General features: G+C 43.7%; 15 protein-coding genes. 8 read left to right on the top strand and 7 right to left on the bottom strand.

Translation table 11 applies throughout. The annotated features are described in order from the left end of the window. Window positions 1-43: 43 nt before the first annotated feature. The gene (locus tag ACFS6H_RS08740) at window positions 44-328 is read right to left on the bottom strand and encodes a hypothetical protein (RefSeq protein WP_386097369.1); all 285 of its coding nucleotides are present in this window, start codon (window positions 326-328) and stop codon (window positions 44-46) included. Between the two features lie 303 nt (window positions 329-631). Between ACFS6H_RS08740 and bshA the strand changes: the two genes are divergently transcribed. After that, on the top strand, window positions 632-1,771 hold the full coding sequence (gene bshA, locus ACFS6H_RS08735) for an N-acetyl-alpha-D-glucosaminyl L-malate synthase BshA (RefSeq protein WP_386097367.1): 1,140 nt from the start codon (window positions 632-634) through the stop codon (window positions 1,769-1,771). Between the two features lie 367 nt (window positions 1,772-2,138). Then, the gene (gene metF / locus ACFS6H_RS08730; protein WP_386097365.1) at window positions 2,139-3,089 is read left to right on the top strand and encodes a methylenetetrahydrofolate reductase [NAD(P)H]; all 951 of its coding nucleotides are present in this window, start codon (window positions 2,139-2,141) and stop codon (window positions 3,087-3,089) included. A gap of 458 nt (window positions 3,090-3,547) precedes the next feature. On the opposite strand, the gene ACFS6H_RS08725 is transcribed toward metF, so the two are convergent. The 3 genes from ACFS6H_RS08725 to ACFS6H_RS08715 all read right to left on the bottom strand — a co-directional run bounded on the left by ACFS6H_RS08725 (window position 3,548) and on the right by ACFS6H_RS08715 (window position 7,857). After that, a complete protein-coding gene (locus ACFS6H_RS08725; protein ID WP_386097363.1) occupies window positions 3,548-5,509 on the bottom strand; it encodes a peptidylprolyl isomerase in 1,962 nt (653 codons plus the stop codon). A gap of 20 nt (window positions 5,510-5,529) precedes the next feature. Next, a complete protein-coding gene (locus tag ACFS6H_RS08720; RefSeq protein ID WP_386097361.1) occupies window positions 5,530-6,981 on the bottom strand; it encodes a thioredoxin-like domain-containing protein in 1,452 nt (483 codons plus the stop codon). Between the two features lie 285 nt (window positions 6,982-7,266). Continuing rightward, window positions 7,267-7,857: a hypothetical protein gene (locus ACFS6H_RS08715; RefSeq protein ID WP_386097359.1), complete on the bottom strand. Its 591-nt coding sequence runs from the start codon at window positions 7,855-7,857 to the stop codon at window positions 7,267-7,269. Between the two features lie 110 nt (window positions 7,858-7,967). On the opposite strand from ACFS6H_RS08715, the gene ACFS6H_RS08710 reads away from it, so the two are divergent. The 3 genes from ACFS6H_RS08710 to ACFS6H_RS08700 all read left to right on the top strand — a co-directional run bounded on the left by ACFS6H_RS08710 (window position 7,968) and on the right by ACFS6H_RS08700 (window position 10,676). Then, window positions 7,968-8,117: a hypothetical protein gene (locus tag ACFS6H_RS08710; RefSeq protein ID WP_386097357.1), complete on the top strand. Its 150-nt coding sequence runs from the start codon at window positions 7,968-7,970 to the stop codon at window positions 8,115-8,117. 141 nt (window positions 8,118-8,258) lie between these two features. Next, a complete protein-coding gene (locus ACFS6H_RS08705; RefSeq protein ID WP_386097355.1) occupies window positions 8,259-9,287 on the top strand; it encodes an SRPBCC family protein in 1,029 nt (342 codons plus the stop codon). 165 nt (window positions 9,288-9,452) lie between these two features. Further along, complete coding sequence (locus ACFS6H_RS08700) at window positions 9,453-10,676, top strand: aspartyl protease family protein (RefSeq protein WP_386097353.1); 1,224 nt, start codon at window positions 9,453-9,455, stop codon at window positions 10,674-10,676. Window positions 10,677-10,814: 138 nt separating this feature from the next. On the opposite strand, the gene ACFS6H_RS08695 is transcribed toward ACFS6H_RS08700, so the two are convergent. Both ACFS6H_RS08695 and ACFS6H_RS08690 read right to left on the bottom strand, forming a co-directional pair. After that, window positions 10,815-11,819 carry a PDZ domain-containing protein gene (locus ACFS6H_RS08695; protein ID WP_386097351.1) on the bottom strand — a complete coding sequence of 335 codons (1,005 nt, stop codon included), beginning with the start codon at window positions 11,817-11,819 and terminating at the stop codon, window positions 10,815-10,817. A 293-nt stretch (window positions 11,820-12,112) separates the two neighbouring features. Next, a complete protein-coding gene (locus ACFS6H_RS08690; RefSeq protein WP_386097349.1) occupies window positions 12,113-12,937 on the bottom strand; it encodes a sterol desaturase family protein in 825 nt (274 codons plus the stop codon). Between the two features lie 204 nt (window positions 12,938-13,141). Between ACFS6H_RS08690 and ACFS6H_RS08685 the strand changes: the two genes are divergently transcribed. From ACFS6H_RS08685 to ACFS6H_RS08675, 3 genes are all read left to right on the top strand, one after another. After that, window positions 13,142-16,045 (top strand): TonB-dependent receptor domain-containing protein, encoded by a 2,904-nt coding sequence (locus ACFS6H_RS08685; protein ID WP_386097347.1) that lies wholly within the window; start codon window positions 13,142-13,144, stop codon window positions 16,043-16,045. 324 nt (window positions 16,046-16,369) lie between these two features. After that, window positions 16,370-17,161, top strand: coding sequence for a hypothetical protein (locus tag ACFS6H_RS08680; RefSeq protein WP_386097742.1), 792 nt, complete (start codon window positions 16,370-16,372; stop codon window positions 17,159-17,161). Between the two features lie 31 nt (window positions 17,162-17,192). After that, on the top strand, window positions 17,193-17,732 hold the full coding sequence (locus ACFS6H_RS08675; RefSeq protein WP_386097345.1) for a hypothetical protein: 540 nt from the start codon (window positions 17,193-17,195) through the stop codon (window positions 17,730-17,732). Here the strand turns inward: ACFS6H_RS08675 and ACFS6H_RS08670 are convergent, their stop codons facing one another. Then, complete coding sequence (locus ACFS6H_RS08670) at window positions 17,733-19,964, bottom strand: hypothetical protein (protein WP_386097343.1); 2,232 nt, start codon at window positions 19,962-19,964, stop codon at window positions 17,733-17,735. Window positions 19,965-19,988: the final 24 nt, after the last annotated feature.

Raw genomic sequence — 19,988 nt, 5'->3', positions numbered from 1 at the left:
TGATAGTTCTGCGCCAATCAGCGGTGTATTTAATCTGCGTGGATCAGCGGGTAGTTTTTCCCGCAGATTTTCGGAGATGTTTTCCGCAGATGGTCGCAGATAAGTAATAGAAGGATGGGTATAATAATGCTGCGCTAATCAGTGGTGTATTTAATCTGCGTATATCAGCGGGCCGTTCTTCACCGAAGGAGCCGATAAAAAAAACATTCTCATCCCGGATCAAATAGAATGACTGTAAAAAGACGATCAGCCCGATGCCGATAAAAGCACCTAAAAGGACCAGAAATGGTCCCGGGTAATCCACCAGCTTTTTTTTAAGTATTTCCATATGCTTTAGTGAAAGACCTGGTTAAATACCGGCCGGTTTGCAGGTTAACGCTTTCAAACATAGAAAATATAATTTTTTCAATAATCCCCGTATTTATCCTTACGGTTGGGCATGAGCGGGTGTTTTATTTAAACAAAAAACCGGCTTATGATCCCCGCACTCAAAATTTATCTGGTTATGCGGTAAACCTTCCATCCGCAAAACTGTTACCTTAGAGCCGTTTTTCCTGCCGGTCAATCATTCATAACAGGGCGGCGGGTGGTACGGTACCACAAAAACGGTAAAAACAACTAAACTCGAATAATGAAAATAGGTATTGTTTGCTATCCCACTTTCGGTGGTAGCGGTGTATTGGCAACCGAACTAGGCAAGGCTTTGGCACAACAGGGGCATCATGTACACTTTATTACCTACCAGCAGCCGGTAAGGCTCAGCGGTTTTATTCCCAACATATTTTACCACGAGGTACAGGTTCCCAAATACCCTTTGTTCGATTATCCTCCCTACGAAACAGCCCTGGCCAGCGCCATGGTGGATACCATTAAAAATCACGACCTGGACCTGTTACATGTACACTATGCCATTCCCCATGCTTCTGCCGCCTATATGGCCAAGAAGATACTGGAACAGGAAGGCCGTAATATACCAGTGATCACCACCCTGCACGGTACCGATATTACCCTGGTGGGCAAGGACAAGACCTACGCTCCCGTAGTGGCTTTCTCCATTAACCAGAGTGATGTGATAACGGCCGTATCGAACAACCTGCGCGACGAAACCTACCAGAACTTCCCCATTGAAAAGAATATTGAAGTGATCTACAATTTTGTGGATGTAGAGCGTTTCCGCCGCAAACCTATTGATGCTTTCCGTAAAGTAATATCACCCAATGGTGAACGGATCCTGTTACACGCTTCCAACTTCCGTAAGGTAAAAAGGGTGCAGGATGTGGTAAAGATCTTTAACGAAGTACGTCGTGAAATGCCCGCCAAACTGCTGTTTGTAGGCGATGGCCCCGAGCGCCAGATGGCCGAGGAACTGAGCCGTAACCTGGGTGTAAGTGAGGATGTACGTTTTGTAGGTAAACAGGAGCAGATGGAAGATATCCTGGCCATTGCCGACCTCTTCTTACTCACGTCCGATTACGAAAGCTTTGGCCTTGCCGCCCTGGAAGCCATGGCCGCAGGCGTACCCGTGGTATCTACCAATGCCGGTGGACTGGGTGAGATCAACATTAATGGCAAAACAGGCTTTATGGCCGATGTAGGCGATGTACAGACCATGAGCAGCCAGGCCATCCATATACTCAGCGATGATGCTACCCTGCAGACCTTCCGCGATAACGCAGCCGCCCATGCCCAGTTATTCGACATCAAGAACATTATTCCCCAATACGAGATACTGTATAAAAGATTCTGTAAACAATACGTTACGGAAGCGTAGCAGGTTTAAAGTTTAAGGTTTTAAGTTTAATGTTTGGGTCGCCCTTTAAGGGTATATGGTTTAAGCTATAGGGTTTAAGGGTTAAGGAGAGTGATGTAAGGTTGGATATCAGTGCATAAAGGCGAAGCAGCCTGATAACTCATAATTCTTCATTCATCTTTTAAGGTAGGGTTTAAGGCCGAATCAGTAAGGCGCAGGGCTTTACCAAAGCTCCATTCATCATTCCTCATTCATAACTCCTCCTTCTCCGGGATGAGCGTCTAATTGTCAATTGTCACCTGTCAATTGTCCCTTGCCCTTTGATTATCCCTGTTTTGATAGTACATTTGGCGGCTGGTTAAAAATAGCCGGGCTTAAACTATAGTTCATGAAAGTTATCGACCATATTAACAATGCCAAGGATACCCTTATCTCTTTTGAAGTTTTACCGCCCCTGAAAGGCAAAGGCATTGATGCATTATACAACCATTTAGATCCCCTGATGGAGTTTAACCCCTCTTTCATCAATGTTACCTATCACCGCAGCGAGCACGTATTTAAAAAGAATCCCGATGGCAGCTTTGCCAAAGTGATCGTGCGTAAACGTCCCGGTACGGAGAGTATCTGTGCCGCTATCATGAATAAATACAATGTAGATACCGTTCCCCACCTGATCTGTGGCGGCTTCGATATCAACGAAACTGAAGATGCCCTGATTAACCTGCGTTACCTGGGTATTGATAATGTACTGGTATTACGTGGTGATGCGGCCAAAAGCGAAACCTCCTTTGTGCCTGAACCCGGTGGTCACCATTATGCCAGCGACCTGTTAAAACAGGTGGTAGACCTGAACAAAGGCATTTACCTGGAGGATGACCTGAAAGGCACCCAGAAAACCGACTTCTGTATTGGTGTGGCCGGTTACCCCGAAAAACATTTCGAGGCCCCTAATATGAACAGCGACATGTACTACCTCAAGGCCAAGATCGATGCCGGTGCCGATTATATCATCACCCAGATGTTCTTCGACAACGCCAAGTACTATGCGTTTGTAAAAGCCTGTCGCGATAACGGCATTACCGTGCCCATCATCCCTGGCCTGAAACCTATTTATACCAAAAAACAACTGACGGTATTACCCAAGACCTTCCATATTGACCTGCCCAACGAATTGTCCAACGAAATACTGAAATGTAAAACCGATGCGGATGTAGAAAAAGTTGGCACCGAGTGGTTACTCGCCCAGTCAAAAGACCTGAAGGCTAACGGCGTACCCGTATTACACTATTACACCCTGGGTCGCCCGAATATGGTGGTGGATGTGGTGAAGGAGTTGTAGGGAAGCGGAAAGCTTAAGGCTTAAAGCTGAAAGCGTGTGACAGTTAATAGCTTATCTATTATCTAAATACTTTATACTACATACTATTATGTTATTACCCCGCTATAATTGGCGGGGTTTGTTTTATGGCTTATGATAATCTATTACGGGATTGATTCATTCAACCGGTGGAGTAATCGTTATAACCAGAGAGGTTTTTGGTGGAGTACCTTTGTTCGTCAATACGGTAACGATAGTGTAAAAATATTTTTAAAAAATAGTAGATTTCAGTAATCAACGAAAGAGCACATGAGTTTGTGAACGGAACGTTGAAGTGTGCGACGCAATAGGCGATCATCAGTGTTACTACAGCTGGTAAACAAAAAAAACACCCCGTAAACAAGGTGTTTTATAATCAATATAATTAACCGGCTTTTATGTCTCTCATTAACACATCATCAAATTTCCAAATCATCAAATCACTTGATCTTATTCCACTCTGCCTCATTCACCTTAACCGGGTAAATTTCTTTTAACTCCTTTAACCACGCCGCTTCCAATTGGTTCTGGTAATCGCTTATCACCAGGCCACGGGCTTCATTAAAGCTGCGGGGGGTGGGGGTATTGTATACTTTAAATACATAGCTGAAAGTAGTGCTGTTGTCCTGGCTATTGGTGGATAAGGGGGAAAGACTTTTCTCCTTTACACCTGTTTTAAAGCCGGGTATCTGGTCTAGTTCGTAGCGGGCGGAGTCAGCTACCACTTTTTCATTCACGGCATTGACATAGGTACGCCATTTAGCCGGGTTGGCTTTTATTTGTGCGTATAAGGCTTTGGCAGTGGCGGCATCATTACAAAAGAACACTACCGCATCTGCACTCTTACCCCAGTTATACTTAGCCGGGTTGCTGTTGTATAATTCCAATAGCTTGGTTGTATCGTTCTGCGATTTATTCCATACCTCCTGCTGCATGATCTCGAAAAAGAGATTGCCTTCGGTGAACTCCTCCATCTGGGCTTTAAAATCAGGATTAAAATCTTCCAGGTGCTCGCGGTAATAGTTATACATACTCTGTTTGGTATAGTCCTGTAATAAAGCGGTATAAGCAGCCGCACCCTGCGATGCCTGGTTGCGGTAGGCCTGTGCATAATTGATCCAGTCCTGCGCCGTATATACTTTACCGTTAATGCTGAATAAGGCAGTTGAGCCATGGATATCCCAGTTGGATACACCTGCCGGCTTTAAATACAAAGCGCTGTCCGAATATTCCCATAAAGCGGTAGTATTATATTTGGCCTTTACATAATTGCCTTTTTGTTCTACGGCGGTGTAAATATGATTGCGGGATGTTTTCCAGCGGTCATCATACAATACTTTTTGTTTTAGTTCCTCCTGGTATTCCCTGGTATTAGTAACCGGCACCGGCTTGGCGCCTACACGTTTTACAATATGCCAGCCATGTTCTGTTAAAAAGGGCTTGCTTACCTCGCCATCCTTCTTCAGGCTGAATAATACATTTTCAAAAACAGGACTATAATGCCCCACACTGATATCGGGCATGGTACCGCCGGCACTGGCGCTGATATAATCATTGCTGAATGTCCCGATCAATTGTACAAAATCGCTGCCCTTACGGATGGCATTGTATAAAGAGTCAGCAGTTTTGGCAATGGCTGCTTTATCTGCTGCCGTAGCATCCGGCGGAAAAGCCAGTAGTATCTGCTGTGCTTTCATTTTGCCCAATGCTTTACGCTCGGCTATATTCTTTACAATATGGTAACCGGCTGTTGAAGTATATACAGGGGAGTATTTTCCAACCGGTGTGGTATAAATTAAAGTCTCCAGGTTATAAGGCAGGGTGAATACGGTAATAAAACCCAGGTCGCCCTTATTGGTTTTGGCAGATGGATCATCGGAATAAGTGGCTGCCACCGTACCAAAATCCTGCCCGGCTTTTAACTGCCCCAATATGGTTTGCAGTTTTTTATATGCCTGTACCGTATCTATATTTCCATTCACCGTATTAAAAGCAATAAAAATATGGGCGGCATGAATATCCTTCTGGCTGCGGCTGAATGCTTCACTGGTCAGTTTATCAATTACTTTCTGGTCGGTCAGGTAATTATCAATCACCTGGCTGCGCAGGTTCACCAGCTCATTCTGTAAACCGGGCAGGCTGTCATAACCACGGTCATAAGCCTGGCGTATCTTTAAACGGGAATTAATATACAGGTCCAAATATTCTTTCTTCGCATTGGCCTTATTCGTGCCTGCCGTCACCGCGTTATTCTTCTCAAAAGCTCTTAAAAACTCCGGCACTGTGGCGGTATACTTGCCATAGGTGAAAAGTGTCTGTGCCTGCAGGCTCCAGCCTGTCAATACTAACAATAACGTGAATATGGTCCTGGTATGCATAAATAAGCTTGTATTAAAATTCATGTGTGTTTCAATCGGTCCGGTTAAGGTTTATCCGTCTTCTTTCTTTGTTCCAGTATACTGATCATCTGGTCCCAGGCCAGTTTCTTGGCCACAATCCTTTTCTCTTTATCCAGCAGGTAAATAGTAGGAAAGCTTTGTATATCGTATAACTGCGAATAACCCGGTATACCATTATCCGTACGGCTTTTCTCCTCGGCCTTGCTGTAGAATACATTGGTCCAGCCCTGTAAGCCATTCTTCTCCACAAAAGCTAACCAGTCGTTGCGGGTACCATCTGCTTCCTTGGCCACGGCATAGATCTGTAAACCACCGGCACGCAGGCTGGCCTGGTAGGCCGAATCTATCTTGGGTATTACTTCCTTGCAATGCCCGCATTGCGGATCATAAAATATCACCATGGTATAAGGCGCTTTCACCTGGTACAGCTCTATCTTCTTATTATTTTTATCCGGCAATACCATATTCTCAGCGGGCTTGCCCATTATATTGGCCATTAAACTATAAGCCCTTTCGGTAATGGTCTTGCGGCCCTGTTCATTCAGCCATGTATAGTTGGTGTTCGCAAAGTATTTTTCATACAGGTGCACAAACACGGCATCCTCCCACATATACTGCTGGCGTATATACCGGTTCACAAATTTTAATAAAAGAGTCTTGGTCATCTCCTCACTGGCCGCGGCATAGGACATCATATGGTCAATTTCCTTGTTCACCGAATCAGGATGATAATACACCAGTGTTTTAAAATACTTATCTACGCGGTCCTCGAACAATACCGAGGGCGTACGGCTTAAACGGTCGTCCCAGAAGTTTAACCCATCCCAGTAATGGTTTTTTACATAGTGATAGGCAAACAGCGAATCATAACCAGGCTTACCAGGGGCAATGGGATTGGCCGGTGGCTCAGGCTCACTCATCATACGCAGGAACAGGCTTAAAAAACTTTCCGGGTTTTGCGTGATCAGTTGCTTACGGTATACAGCAATACCCGAATCAATATAGTTAATGCTTTTATGGATGGCCGCCGAATCCGCAGGTGTTTTAACGGTGGCCAGTCTATTGGTCAGTGCCGAACGGGCCCTGCCTTTCTCACTCATGTTTTTTTGATAGCTTACAAACAGGTCGTTATCGGGAGAGTTGATGAATTTTTTATTATCAATATCCATCGTATCGGCAATAATGGAAAAATGCTGGTTCTTATCCAGTAAAAACTCGAAAAAACGGTCGCGGGAGGGGTAACCGATATAATAAATACCACCGCCCAGGGCTTCACTGCCTTTAAACACGGCTTCGCTTTGCTCGTTCAGTTTTACGGAGTCCTTTATCGGCAGCTGTTTACCGTTATAATAACCCAGGTAGATATACTGGTTCTTAAAAGGCTTAAAAGTTACTTTTATTTCATAACCGGGCTGTTGCGCCCATACCGTGTTACCCAATACAATAAGACCAATAAATACCAGTATCTGCTTCATGCTTTTATAACTATGATCGGCACAGCAATATTGCTGTTATCCAGTTTTTTTTTACCGGCTTCATCACGCTCTTCATCGTCCCTTGTGTCACTCACTTCAGCAGCAGCAAAACGCCCGGCTTTTTAGTGCATACACAACGGGTAATTTTCCAGATCAAATAGTGGCCGGTAACAGCTGCAGCCTATGGCAGCAGGCTGTCAGCCTGTAAAGTTATTAAAAACAGGGTACAGAAACCGTATTTTACGGGGAGTTTTAACAGTAAACCGGCAAAGGGCTTAACAATACCTAATCTTCATAAATCTCGCCCTGCTCATTATCCGCACGGTCACGGTTATACACCACCACAGCCACCTGCCATTCCATAAAATGATACTGCATGGTGATCTCCACTTTCAGTTTATTGGCATCATCACCCTGGGGGGCCAGGTTAAAAATAGTGGCGGCAAATTTTTTCTCCTCTGTGGGTGCAATGTATACCGCTTTCAGGCGATGGGTTTCATTGTAAAAAAGAATGGCTTTATTGTTCAGTTGGCTGTACAGCTCACGGTACTTCTTCTTTGCCTCATCAAAATCCTCGGTGGTCAGCATCTGCGCCTTCCAGCTGAATACAGGTTTATTAGTGCTGCTGAAACTGGTAATGGTACACTCCTCGGCACCGGCAGGCACTATCTTACTGTGGTAATTATTGCCATTGGCCACATCGTTTATCTTTTCGCCGATGATATTGACAAAATGATTGGGAAGATCGGTGATCACTTTCTGTATATCGCCTGCCAGGCTGTTTCCTTTCAATAAGCCCATCTTGGGTTGGGCATAACCGGCGATCGCTATGTTACTGCCAATAACCAGCAGCAACATCCGTAAAAAATAATTCATAAAAATTGGATGTATGGGTTCGTTAAGTCCGCAAAATATAGAAATTGTCCCAATAAAACATACTAACGGTGTTGCTTTTGCGTTAAGCACGTATAAACCCTATTTATTGTATGAAAAATAAACGATTATCATTTTACCACGAGGAAGCAAAAATTTACAAACATTTATACCGGCCCACATTCAACCCCTTTGGCGTAGTGAGATATGTTACGGGCTTTTTATTAAGCGGCCTGTTTGTTAAAAATTATTCCAAAAAATAATTCAGAAATACTAACCCATTACATGCTTAACGCTTACCACCCGGTGAGCGTTTTTTATTGGTCCATATACGGATGTAACCAGTGGTCATTGCCCGGTACAATGCTCTGCGAAATAGTAGTATCTTGGCCAAAATTTTGGCTATGGCTGCGCTTAAAAAAATACTGGTATTCCTCTTCTTCGTGGTACTCTCTGCCGCTTTGTTATCTTTCTTTTTGCCAACAGAACAAAAAGTAGAACGATCGGTTACCATCAATGCACCCATTGCCGAAGTATACAAAAACATCAGCAGCTTAAGCAAGTTCAACAGCTGGTCCGTATGGAGCCAGGGCGATTCCAGCCTGCGTAATACCTACTCCGAAAAAGATGGTATGACAGGGGCTAAAGCCACCTGGACCGGCGATCCGGCCATATCCGGTAAGGGCGAGATGGAAATAATATCATTGAAAGAAAACAAGGAAGCGGTATTTGCCATCCGGTTCATGGAGCCTAAAAAAATTGATGCCCGCTCAGCCATCACACTCGAAGAAAAAAATGGCCAGACCATCGTTACCTGGCGCTTCACTGTACCCACACCCAGGCCCTGGAATATCTCCAACCTCTTCTATAAAATGGAAAAACAAATGGCCGGCGATTTTGAACAGGGCCTTACCAATTTAAAAAAACTCACCGAACCCAACACCCCGCAAATGGCCAAAACACCGGCTTATACGGTAGAGCAGATCAATTTCCCCGCTACCTTATATGCCGGCATGCGCCAGAAAATGGGCTGGATCGAAATACCTCAATTCTTAACCAGTCACTTTAACCATATTGACGGCGTATTACAGAACATACAGGTTACGGGCAACGGTCATGCGGGTTTGTTTTACGAGTGGGATAATAAAAACCAGACCACCGATATGGCCGCGGCGGTAGCCATCCCGGATGGTACTGAACTGGAATCACAATTATCCATTAAACCTGTGACCATCGAAGCATCCAAGGCCATTAGCGTTAACTTCTATGGCGACTACAGGAAAACAGAAGCTGCCTACGAAAGCCTCGAAAAATTCTTAAAAGAGAATAAACTCACCAAAAAACAACCTGTCATCGAGCAATACCTCACTAACCCGGCCACCGTAAAAGACACGGCTCAATGGCATACTAAAATTATTTTCCTGGTGGAATAAATCCACACGATGCAGCAATAATTGCGGGCAACGGTCTTCTGGTTTCTGTAAAAATGTTGTAATTTTCAACAGGTATGTCATTATTGCTGCCTTATACCGTATAAGCCGGCCTTGATAACATAACTATGACGCATGGGGTTTTTAATAACCACTTAAATGCTGTTTATGCCATTAGCTTGCTGCTTACACGGGGAAAGAAAATTCGTTCCTGCTATCCTGCTCCTATTCACTTTATGGCAGGCAAAACCTGCTCATGCCCAGGAAGAATACATTGAACCGCCCAGTAAATTCATTACCCGTTTACCCATTACCCTCTTTACCGGCGGCGTTATTGTATTGCGGGCCCGCCTGGATGATCACCCAGATACCCTGAACTTTATCCTGGATACAGGCAGTAGTGGTATTTCGCTCGATTCTACTACTACCGACTATCTAAAGCTCAAACCTACCGAACCCCAAAAAACCATCCGGGGCATTGCCGGTTTAAAAAGGGTAGGTATGCTCAACGACCGTACCCTCTACTTCCCCGGTCTGGCAGTGGATAGCCTCGATTTTCATGTGAACGATTACCAGACCCTTACCTCCGTGTATGGCGAAAAAATTGATGGTATTATCGGCTACTCCTTCTTAAGCAGGTATATCCTTAAAATAAATTATGACAGTGCCTATATCGATGTATGCAGCCGTGGCAGTATCAAATATCCAAAAGGGGGTTACCTGTTCAGGCCCTTCATTAATACCTTGCCTGTACAGGCGGCAGCGGTAAAAGACAACCGTACTGTACAAAGCCGGTTCTTATATGATATCGGTGCAGGACTTTGTGTGTTATTTTCCAAAGACTTTATCGAAGACAGCGCTTTCCTGAAAAAGAAAAGAAAGGTCTATGCCAAACAGGCCGAAGGATTGGGTGGCAAAATTGATATGCATATCACCATCTTAAAGGAATTCCGTTTAGGCCCTTATAAGTTTAAAAAAATACCGGTTAATATTTTTGATGATGAATTTAATGTGACCTCCTATCCCAGCATGGGCGGTATCATTGGTAACGATCTGTTGCGGCGCTTCAACTGTATACTCAACTATTCAAAAAGGGAGTTTCATTTAAAACCTAATACACACTATAACGAAAGTTTCGACTATGCCTATTCCGGCCTGGAAATGTATATGATCGACGGGGATATTCAAATTGCTGAAGTGGCTAAAAACTCACCGGCCGAAAAAGCGGGACTGAAGATGGGGGATGTGGTGATTGGGGTTAATAATGATTTTACCCAAAACCTTAACCGTTACAAAGTAGCTATGCAGGCGCCCAAACAAAAAGTAAAAATGGTCATACGCCGCGATGGAAAACTACAGGAAGTAACGGTGAGTATAAAATCAATTCTTTAAATCAATGGCAGATGCAGTTACCCGTTTGAAGGGGGCGGTTCATCGTTTTATATTTACAACAGTATAAAGGGTAATAAAATAAAAACCCCGGCAGCTAGAAAACTCCGGGGGATATTATTATTAACACATGAGAAAGATTTACAAATTCGCGGTCTTTATTTTACGTGGAATTTTTACATCAATTGTCTGGGACTTACCATTGCGTTTAACTTTCATTTTCACAGAAGCTTTATCCTTGCTATCACGCAGAATTTTGCTTATTTCGTCAGTGCTGTTCACCTCTTTGTCATCAATACTGGTAACAATATCATCAACCTGTAAACCGGCTTTGGCTGCAGTGCTTTCGTCGGTTACTTTAATTACTTTCACACCTACACCGTCATCAGTATCCTGTACCGATAAACCAAATTTAGGGGTACCATAACCGGTAACGATCACGTCGTTGTACGAGCGGGAACGGGGAGTAGCGAAACGGTCGCTGGGGTTTAACTCACCCAGGTCTTTAAATATATTACCCAGTTCCAAATCCTTTATTTCAAACTGTCCGGGTGTAAAACTATAAGTGCTTACACCAGACCATTTTTTTAATTCGGCGGTCAGCTTTTGTTCTTTTTTATCACGCAATACATACACATCCACTTTATCACCTGGTTTCTTCTCCTTAATGGTTTCGCTCAGTACATCAGGGTCAGTAATTTTTGTGCTGCCTATCTTGGTAATAATATCACCTTCTTTAATACCGGCAATAGCGGCTGCGCTTTCTTTGGTTACACTCTGTACACGGGCTCCCTCCTCGGTTTTATCGGTTGTAACACCCAGCATGGCTTTGTTGCTGAAATTTTCATTATAAAAATTAAGGCCAGTCAAATTCTGGGCGCCATAACCACGAACCGGCACACCTTTGCTGCGGATCACACTCACATTACCCGATTCATAATTCTCTACGGGTTTCCCGTTCACGGTCACTTTATCACCGTCAACTTCCACCACAATTTTTTCGGTGTTGTTCTTGTCAAAAGAAATGGTAACCTGCTCTTTGGTTTTTCCCTTGGCCGTTACGGTTACATCCTTCTGGGCAAACACAGGCGCACTGCCCAACAGGAACAGACCCAGGCCCAGTGCAGATAATTTTTTGAATTGCATATAAGAAATGTTTTTAAGTACGTTAATCTTCGTACATCAAATATAGGAACTTTTTTCTACTTACGAAGCATTTCGGAATTAGTTCCGTTTTTTGGCATTTTGTTAACTTTTATCAGCTGGTCCATACGTTTTATGGGGTGTCCCTCGTGCCTCGGGCCGGGCTGTCCGCTATATCTTTTGCGCCTGCGCACTTACCATCCCTGCGCAAAAGGATGCCGCTTCCATCCCTCACCCGTAACCTCCATCCCGTAGTAAAACTAATTGTCAATTCATAATTCATCATTCATAATTCATCACTCCTTCAATTTCTGAAACGGTCTTTTCATCAGCGCCATAAAATCTTCATCCTTCTCATTCGGGTAATACTTATCCAGTCCATATCTTATCTTCTTCGGGTCAAGGGTGGTAAAGGTCCTGAACAGGTGGTCCCAGATGGAGAATACAGCCCCGTAATTACTATCGGTATAAGGCTGTACCCAATGATGGTGTACCTTATGCATATTGGGCGAAACCAGGAAATAACTCAGCGCTTTATCTACCCGTTTAGGTAAACTGATATTGGCATGTGTAAAAGCAGTGGCCAGTACTACCAGTGTCTGGTAGATCATAACACTGTACATGGGTGCCCCGGAAACAAATATCAGCAGCAGGAAAAAAATGCCCCGCAGTAAACTATCGCCCGGGTGGTGGCGCAGGCCTGTTGTTACATCCACGTTATTATCACTATGGTGTATTAAATGAAAGCGCCATAACAGCGGCACTTTATGCATAACTAAATGAACCAGCCAGCTGCTGAAATCCAAAGCCAGTACCCCAATAACAATAGCGCCCGCTACATTGGCATTAAACCAGTACACCATACCAAAATCCTGTTCCCGGCACCAGTCCGACAACATTACTATCAGTATAGCCAAAAAAGTATGTATAATTAAATGAATAACGGTAAAGCCAAAATTCACCGCAGCATGGCGTAGTTTGTTTTTCTTATACCGCAGGGGTAACAGCGGTATGGCGCCTTCTATGATCCAGAATAACAAAAGTCCGCCCACTAAAATGGCCATTCGTTGTAACGGATGCTGTTCCAGCGTTGAAAAGTAATTGATGATATTATCCCACATGGCAAAATAAATGAGTGTTTAAGTTACTAAGAAAATAGATAATCAGCCTGTTTAAACATACAAACAATAGTTTACAGCGGTTAAACCCTTTACTGGCAAAGTGTTCCCGATTACCGTTCATCTATTTTTTTAAATATTTTACGGAATAACGGAAGGTTTTGCAAAAACATACGTCTAATTTCGTACTAATTGTTACCACCGTTTATGAGAAAAATTTATTTATTGTTCCTCCTGGGCATTTGTTCCGTACTGTATGCACAAGCCCAAAAATCAGATGGCAGTATTACCGGCAAACTTATCGATAGTACCACAAAGCAGGGCATTGCCGATGCAACGATCACCTTATTATCCGCAGCTGACTCCAGCCTGGTTACTTTTACCTTAAGTAATAAGGAAGGTGTATTCAGCTTTAAAGGCCTGGCGATTAAAGCTTACCGGGTCATTATCTCCCACCAGTCCTATATCGAAACTAAAAAACCGGTTACCCTTACCGAAGAAAATAAAAACATTGACCTGGGAACCATACAACCCGTCAACGATGCCAAACTGTTGAATGAAGTGGTGGTGACCAGCGAAGCGCCCATTGTGGTAAAGGGCGATACTACACAATTTAATGCCAGCGCTTTTAAAACAGCACCCAATGCAACAGTGGAAGACCTGCTGAAAAAATTACCCGGCGTACAGGTAGATAAAGATGGTAATATTAAAGCCCAGGGCGAGAACATCCAGAAAGTATATGTAGATGGTAAGGAGTTCTTTGGTACCGATCCCAAACTCGCTACCAAAAACTTAACGGCCGATATGGTAGAGAGTATCCAGGTATATGATGATATGAGTGACCAGGCCAAATTCACCAAAATTGATGATGGCAGCAGGGCCAAGACCATTAATATCAAACTGAAAAAAGACAGGAACAAAGGCCTGTTTGCACGGGCTTTAGCTGGTTATGGCGATCGTGGTACTTATAAAGGTAACCTGAGTGCCAACTACTTCTCGGGCCCGCGCAGGATATCTGCTTTATTAAATGTCAACAATATCAACGAAACCGGCTTTTCATTCAGTGATGTGATCAGTACCATGGGTGGCTTCAGCGGCTTTGGCGGCGGTGGTGGTGGCATGGGCGGTGGTACCATGCAGGCTGTTTCCGTGAGAGGCGGCGGTGGTGGTATGATGGGCGGTTTTGGCGGTGGAGGCAGCGGTGTTACCGGTATTACCCGGTCTTTGTCAACCGGTCTTAACTACAGCGATGAATGGGGGCCTAAAGTAAAACTTACCGGCAGTTACTTCTTCTCCAACAGCAATGCCGACCAGGAGCAAAGAACTTTACGCCAGAGTACCTTTCCTAACGACTCAAGCGCCAGTCTTGACCGGCAGGTATATTCCAACAGTATCAACCAGAATCACCGGTTCAATATCAGGCTGGAGGCACAGCTGGATTCTATGACCTCTATCCTGTATACACCCAGCTTAACTTTCCAGCATTCTGAAAATGAGAATGTCGATACTTCTTTCACCAATGTTAAAAGAGGACTGGGTGATTATTACCTGGGCCAGACCGGTAACCGGGAAAATACCAACGAACGGGACGGCTTTAACTGGAACAACAATATACTGTTGCGTAAACGGTTCAGAAAAACCGGCCGCACTTTAACCCTGGGCTGGTCTAATACCTGGGGTAATAGTAATTCCAAAGGTTTCTTGTTATCCGATAACCTGTTTTATAACTCAACCGGCGATCTTATCCGTAATATATCACAGCACCAGCAGGATAAACAAAGCAATACCACTAACAACAATGTGGTGAGCGCTTCTTATACCGAGCCCCTGGCATTGAATAAACTGCTGGAGTTTAACTATGCTTATACCAACAACAAAAACAACTCGGAAAAAGAAACCTATAACTTCAACCCGCTTAATGATAAGTTTGATGATCCGAATTTATTGCTGACCAATAATTTTGAGAATAAATTCACCGCACACCGTGTGGGTGCCAACTTCAGGGTACAAAATCCCAAATACAATTACCAGTTAGGCATTGGTGTACAGCAGTCTACCCTTACCAGCGATAGTTACCAGGCGGCTACCAATAAGGATTCTACCAGCAAAGCCAGTTATGTTAACTTCTTCCCTACGGCCAATTTCAACTTTACACCGGCACGTAGCAAAAACCTGCGCTTTTCCTATAATGGCCGTACCAACCAGCCTACTATTACCCAGTTACAAAATGTACCCGACGTATCGGATCCTTTGAATATCCGCACCGGTAATCCCGATCTGAAACAGGAGTTTAACCACAACTTCACGGTAGGCTATAACAGCTTTAATATTTTAAACTTTAAATTCTTTGCGGCGAATATTACGTTGAATACCACATCCAATAAAATTGTGAACAGTATTGATTCTATGGGCCAGGGCGTGCAGCTTACCCGCCCGGTAAATATGGATGGCTATACCCGTGCATTCTCTTTTGTAACCCTGGGCCTGCCCTTTAAAAATCCTGACTGGAGAGGGTCCAGCGTTAACTTCACCAATAACCTGACCTACCTGCGTGATGTTACTTTGTTATACAAACAAAAAAATATCGGGCAAACATTCTCTGCTACACAGGGTGTGGGTGTAAACATCAGCAAGAATAAACTGAACCTGGGTTTAAATGCCAATATTACCTATACCAGTATCAACTATTCGGTTAATAAAATGCTGAACGAGGATTACTTTACACAAACCTATTCAACCGATATTACCTATACCTTACCGGCTAATTTCATTATTGCTACCGATTTTGATTATATCCTGAACACCGGTCGTGCAGAAGGGTTTAACCAAACCATTCCTTTATGGAATGCCAGCATTGCCAAACAAATATTCAAGAAAAAGAACGGCGAGATAAAATTCTCCGTGCGTGACTTATTAAACCAGAACCAGAGCATACAGCGTACCAATGGCGACAACTATATCCAGGACGTAAGGAGCATGGTATTACGCCGCTACTTTATGGTCAGCTTCCTGTTCAGTATCAACCGCATGAGTGGTAAACCGCAGTCACAGGGTATGCCAATGCCTCCGGGTATGAACAGGATGATGGACAGGAATATCCGTTTTAATTAAGGTGGGAGATTTCAGAATTGAGACTTCAGAATTGGGATATGAGATGGCGGTATTAAGATGGTCATGATCGTTTAAAGAGATAGCTGGTCAGCAGGAATGTTGATCAGCTATTTTTTTGTTTGGTATTTCATCTTGGTGAGATGATAAAACGGCAGAACTGGTAGCAACTGCCGGTTAACCCATAACCATTAACATTATTATGGTCTGTTGCCTGCAATTACCTGTGCGGTGTAATGCGTTTTAAACATGATTATCAATAAAATGGCAAATTCTGTCTTTCTTAGCGTTTATTTTGCACTTTCTTTTGTTACTTGCCGGTTATTGATGAAATTTTACCGTTCCATATTACCGCTTTTATTGGTTGGTGCAGCCCTGTTTGCCGGTGCGGGCATGGGGTTTACACAGGTAAAAGCCCAACCTACGCTCTATAAAGTAAAAGGTACGGTGTACGACAGTACGCATCATTACCCGGTACAATCGGTATCGGTACTAACTTCATCAGGACGGGGTACGGTAACTTCCAAAGACGGCACTTATACCGTGGAGGTAGAGGAAACTGATTCTATCTGGTTCAGTTATCTGAATAAACCCACTAAAAAATACCCTGTACTTAAAATTGCCACACCCTTTGCCTTTGATGTTTCATTGGCCGTGTATGTACCGGTGCTGGCCGAGGTAACGGTTAAAAACAGGAACTATTATTTAGACTCCTTACAGAACCGTGAGGATTATGCCAAAGTATTTAATTACCAGAAACCTGGCCTAAGTGCATCGGTAAACAATTCAGGCGTGGGTTTTGACCTCAATGAAATTATCAATGTATTCCGCTTCAGGAAAAACAGGAGTACTATGGCCTTTCAAAACAGGTTGCTGAATGAAGAAAAAGAAAAGTTTGTAAAACACCGCTTCAGCAAAGCCCTGGTACGCAGGCTTACCAAACTGGAAGGGGATTCTTTGGATTACTTTGTCAATACATTTGTACCACCTTACTGGTTTGTACAATCAGCAGACGATTATACTTTCCAGAAATATGTAAAAGATTCCGGTGAACGTTTTAAAAAAGGACTCATGCCGCTGCCACCTTACAGGACAGAAGATGAGGATGTTTTACAATAAGTTTATCCCGGCTATATAAACCAAAACTATTATGGACCAGACTACTTTAGGTATAGGCACCCGTTTACAACATACTCAATACGGTCCCGGTGTTATTGCCGGTGTAAAATATGCTACTTACCTTATTTCATTTATTCATCACGGCATAAAGGAAATTGACAAAACCGATGACCAGCTGGAAGAAATAATTCCTGAAAATGTATCGGCCGAAATAGAAACATTAAGTGATGGTGAAAGATCGCTGTTAAAGATATTACGTTTATGGAACGGCATTGCCGAGCCGGTAGCTTTAGGCGATAAATGGCCGGGTGGTAAAATGATATTACAACCTGCGGATGCGTCTTTAAAACCCAAGGAAATACCGGTAGAGGATTTTTTTCATAAAATAGTCATGCTGCGTGACCGCCTGCGTGTGCTGGAACAAAATATCAACAGCAGCAAAAACCTGTCTGACGAAGAGAAGGTAAATATCCAGCAATACATTACCCGTTGTTATGGCTCACTTACCACCTTCAATGTGCTGTTTAAAAACAAGGAAGACTGGTTTGTGGGAGAAAAAAGCAATGGCTGATCATTGCGGCTTTTTCATCAGCTCCACTACTTTTTCAAAGCTCTCCATATTGGCACTGGCGTTCACTGCATTGATCACGGCCTTTTTTTCGTGCTGCCCCAGCCGGAAATTAAGCGTGGCCTTGCTCTCGTTCTTTGCCGGTATATACTGGAATAACATTTTATGAATAGTATGCCTGGCATTGGCGGCATAATAGCTGAGTATATCGTTTTGTGAATACTCCATCATCTTAAACCAGTTATGCTGCAGTAATAAAAAAGGTTTGGTGGCATGATCGCTGATATCATCGGATAAATAAGGTGCTTCCCAGCCGCCTACGCCACGGTCCCTTATCTGCAGCAGTAATACACCGCCTGTATTGGCCGCTATCCAGTCCTCAAATACTGATAAAAAACGTAAGCTGGTCTCCTGGCCGTAATTGTCCCGCAGGCCTGCATCCATCACATCAATTACCGGCTCGGAGGGCAGCCATACATTGGGCAGAACAATAGGGAAAGTGGCATTCATGCGCAGGGCGGTTAACATGCGCAGGTTATAGGGGTCCTGGTCTTTAAAAAATGCAGCAAAATCTATTGCATCGGGGTCGGCTATTGGTATACGGGTACTGTCATCCAATGGGCGCATCATAAAGCTCACCGGTTGTGTGCTGATGAGCATTTTACGGCTGTCACGGGTAATTACCGAATTAAAGAATATCAGTGGAATACGGGCTTCACCTTCATCTTCAATATAATCACCCAGGTGGTGGTTCAATAACCCATGGGTATTGCTGTTCAGTTTCTGTTCAAATGCATAGCCCCGGTCTTTAATATAACTGTAATCGCCTACTTTAAATTTCTGCGCCGGCGATAATATATCACGGGCTACAAATGAGGAGAACATGGAGTTCAGCAGGTCATTGGAAATATTATCAATATACACCGAACTGTTCAGGTCGATAGGAGCGCCCTTTAATTTTTCTTTATACAGTTCCCGGTAATAGGTAGCGCCGATCATACCACCCGAAGCGCCATTAATTAAAAAGGTCTGCTTCATTAAATTACCGCCCGATAAACTGTCCAGCTTTTGTAATACCCGCATGGTAAAGGTAGCGCTGCGGTGCCCGCCACCACTGGTGTTGATAATAATCATTACCGGCTTATCCGTGCCCTGTTTGGCCTTCCATTTTTCCAGTATGGTGATCATATTGGCTTTATCCTTCGCTATCTGTTCATTGCTACAAATAGCCAGTAGTCCTTCGGGTGAGTAGGACGGTCTTTTTGTTTCGGTACTGTAATTTAAGCCATAGGCTTTGTTACGCGGATCGATCCAGTTAAACTTGTACATCAGGTTCAGCGCCGCTATCAGTAAAATAAGATAGGGTACTGCCCAGCTTTGTAAAAAATACGAGAAGGCCCCGGCCACACCGATCAGGATAGAAAAAAAGATGGTGATACTGGCAGCTGCAGGTATCTGGAAAAAAGGGTAGTCAAGAAAAAATCCAATAACGATCAAAAACAAAAAGGCAGCAAATACCGATAAAATGGCGGCAAAGTGGTGGCGTTTGAAAAGTGTGTTCACAAAATTGCTGGTATAGTGTTTTACATCGCGGCTGCGGCGCACATGAATGGGGTTATCCAGGTACCATTCCACTTTAATGATACTATCACTTTTGTATATCTCTTTTGACGGCTGCAGGTGGGTAATATATTCGCCCGGGTTGCTTAACAGCGGCATCATCTGCCGCAGGATGTTTTTATCGGCCCGGAAAAAGTAGATAAAGGAAAATAATATCAGTAATATCAGGCCTCCGATAAAACCAAAACCCAGTAACAAGATCTCGTTAACCGGCATTAGCTCTTTATAACGGTTAAACTGGTATGCCTTGATGCAGTAAAATACAATAAAGCTCAGGGGAATAATGGCATTATTAATACAGTATTTTAAAAAGGGGTTGGTGGTAGCCGAAAGAAAACGGAAGTATTTACTGAATAGAATAAAGGTGCTGATATTCCAGCTCATGATGAACATGCCCACGGCAAAGCCCACAATAATGGCGCCCAGTATATTAATGCTGCCCAGGTATTCAGGGGCCAGGTACAAAGCCCCGGCGCCAAAAGTGCTCATAAAACTACCGCCTACGGTGCTGAACAGGATAAACCAGAACAGCAGCAACACCTGGTATTTTCTGAAATGTAAAAACACCAGTTGTACAGGAAAGGAAAATATAAAACCGCGGAGCCAGGCTTTCATTGCAATATCAGTTCGATGGCAATA

The sequence above is a fragment of the Terrimonas rubra genome (assembly GCF_042686025.1).
Classification (GTDB): Bacteria; Bacteroidota; Bacteroidia; order Chitinophagales; family Chitinophagaceae; genus Terrimonas; species Terrimonas rubra.
This window is presented reverse-complemented; position numbering and strand designations above follow the sequence as displayed.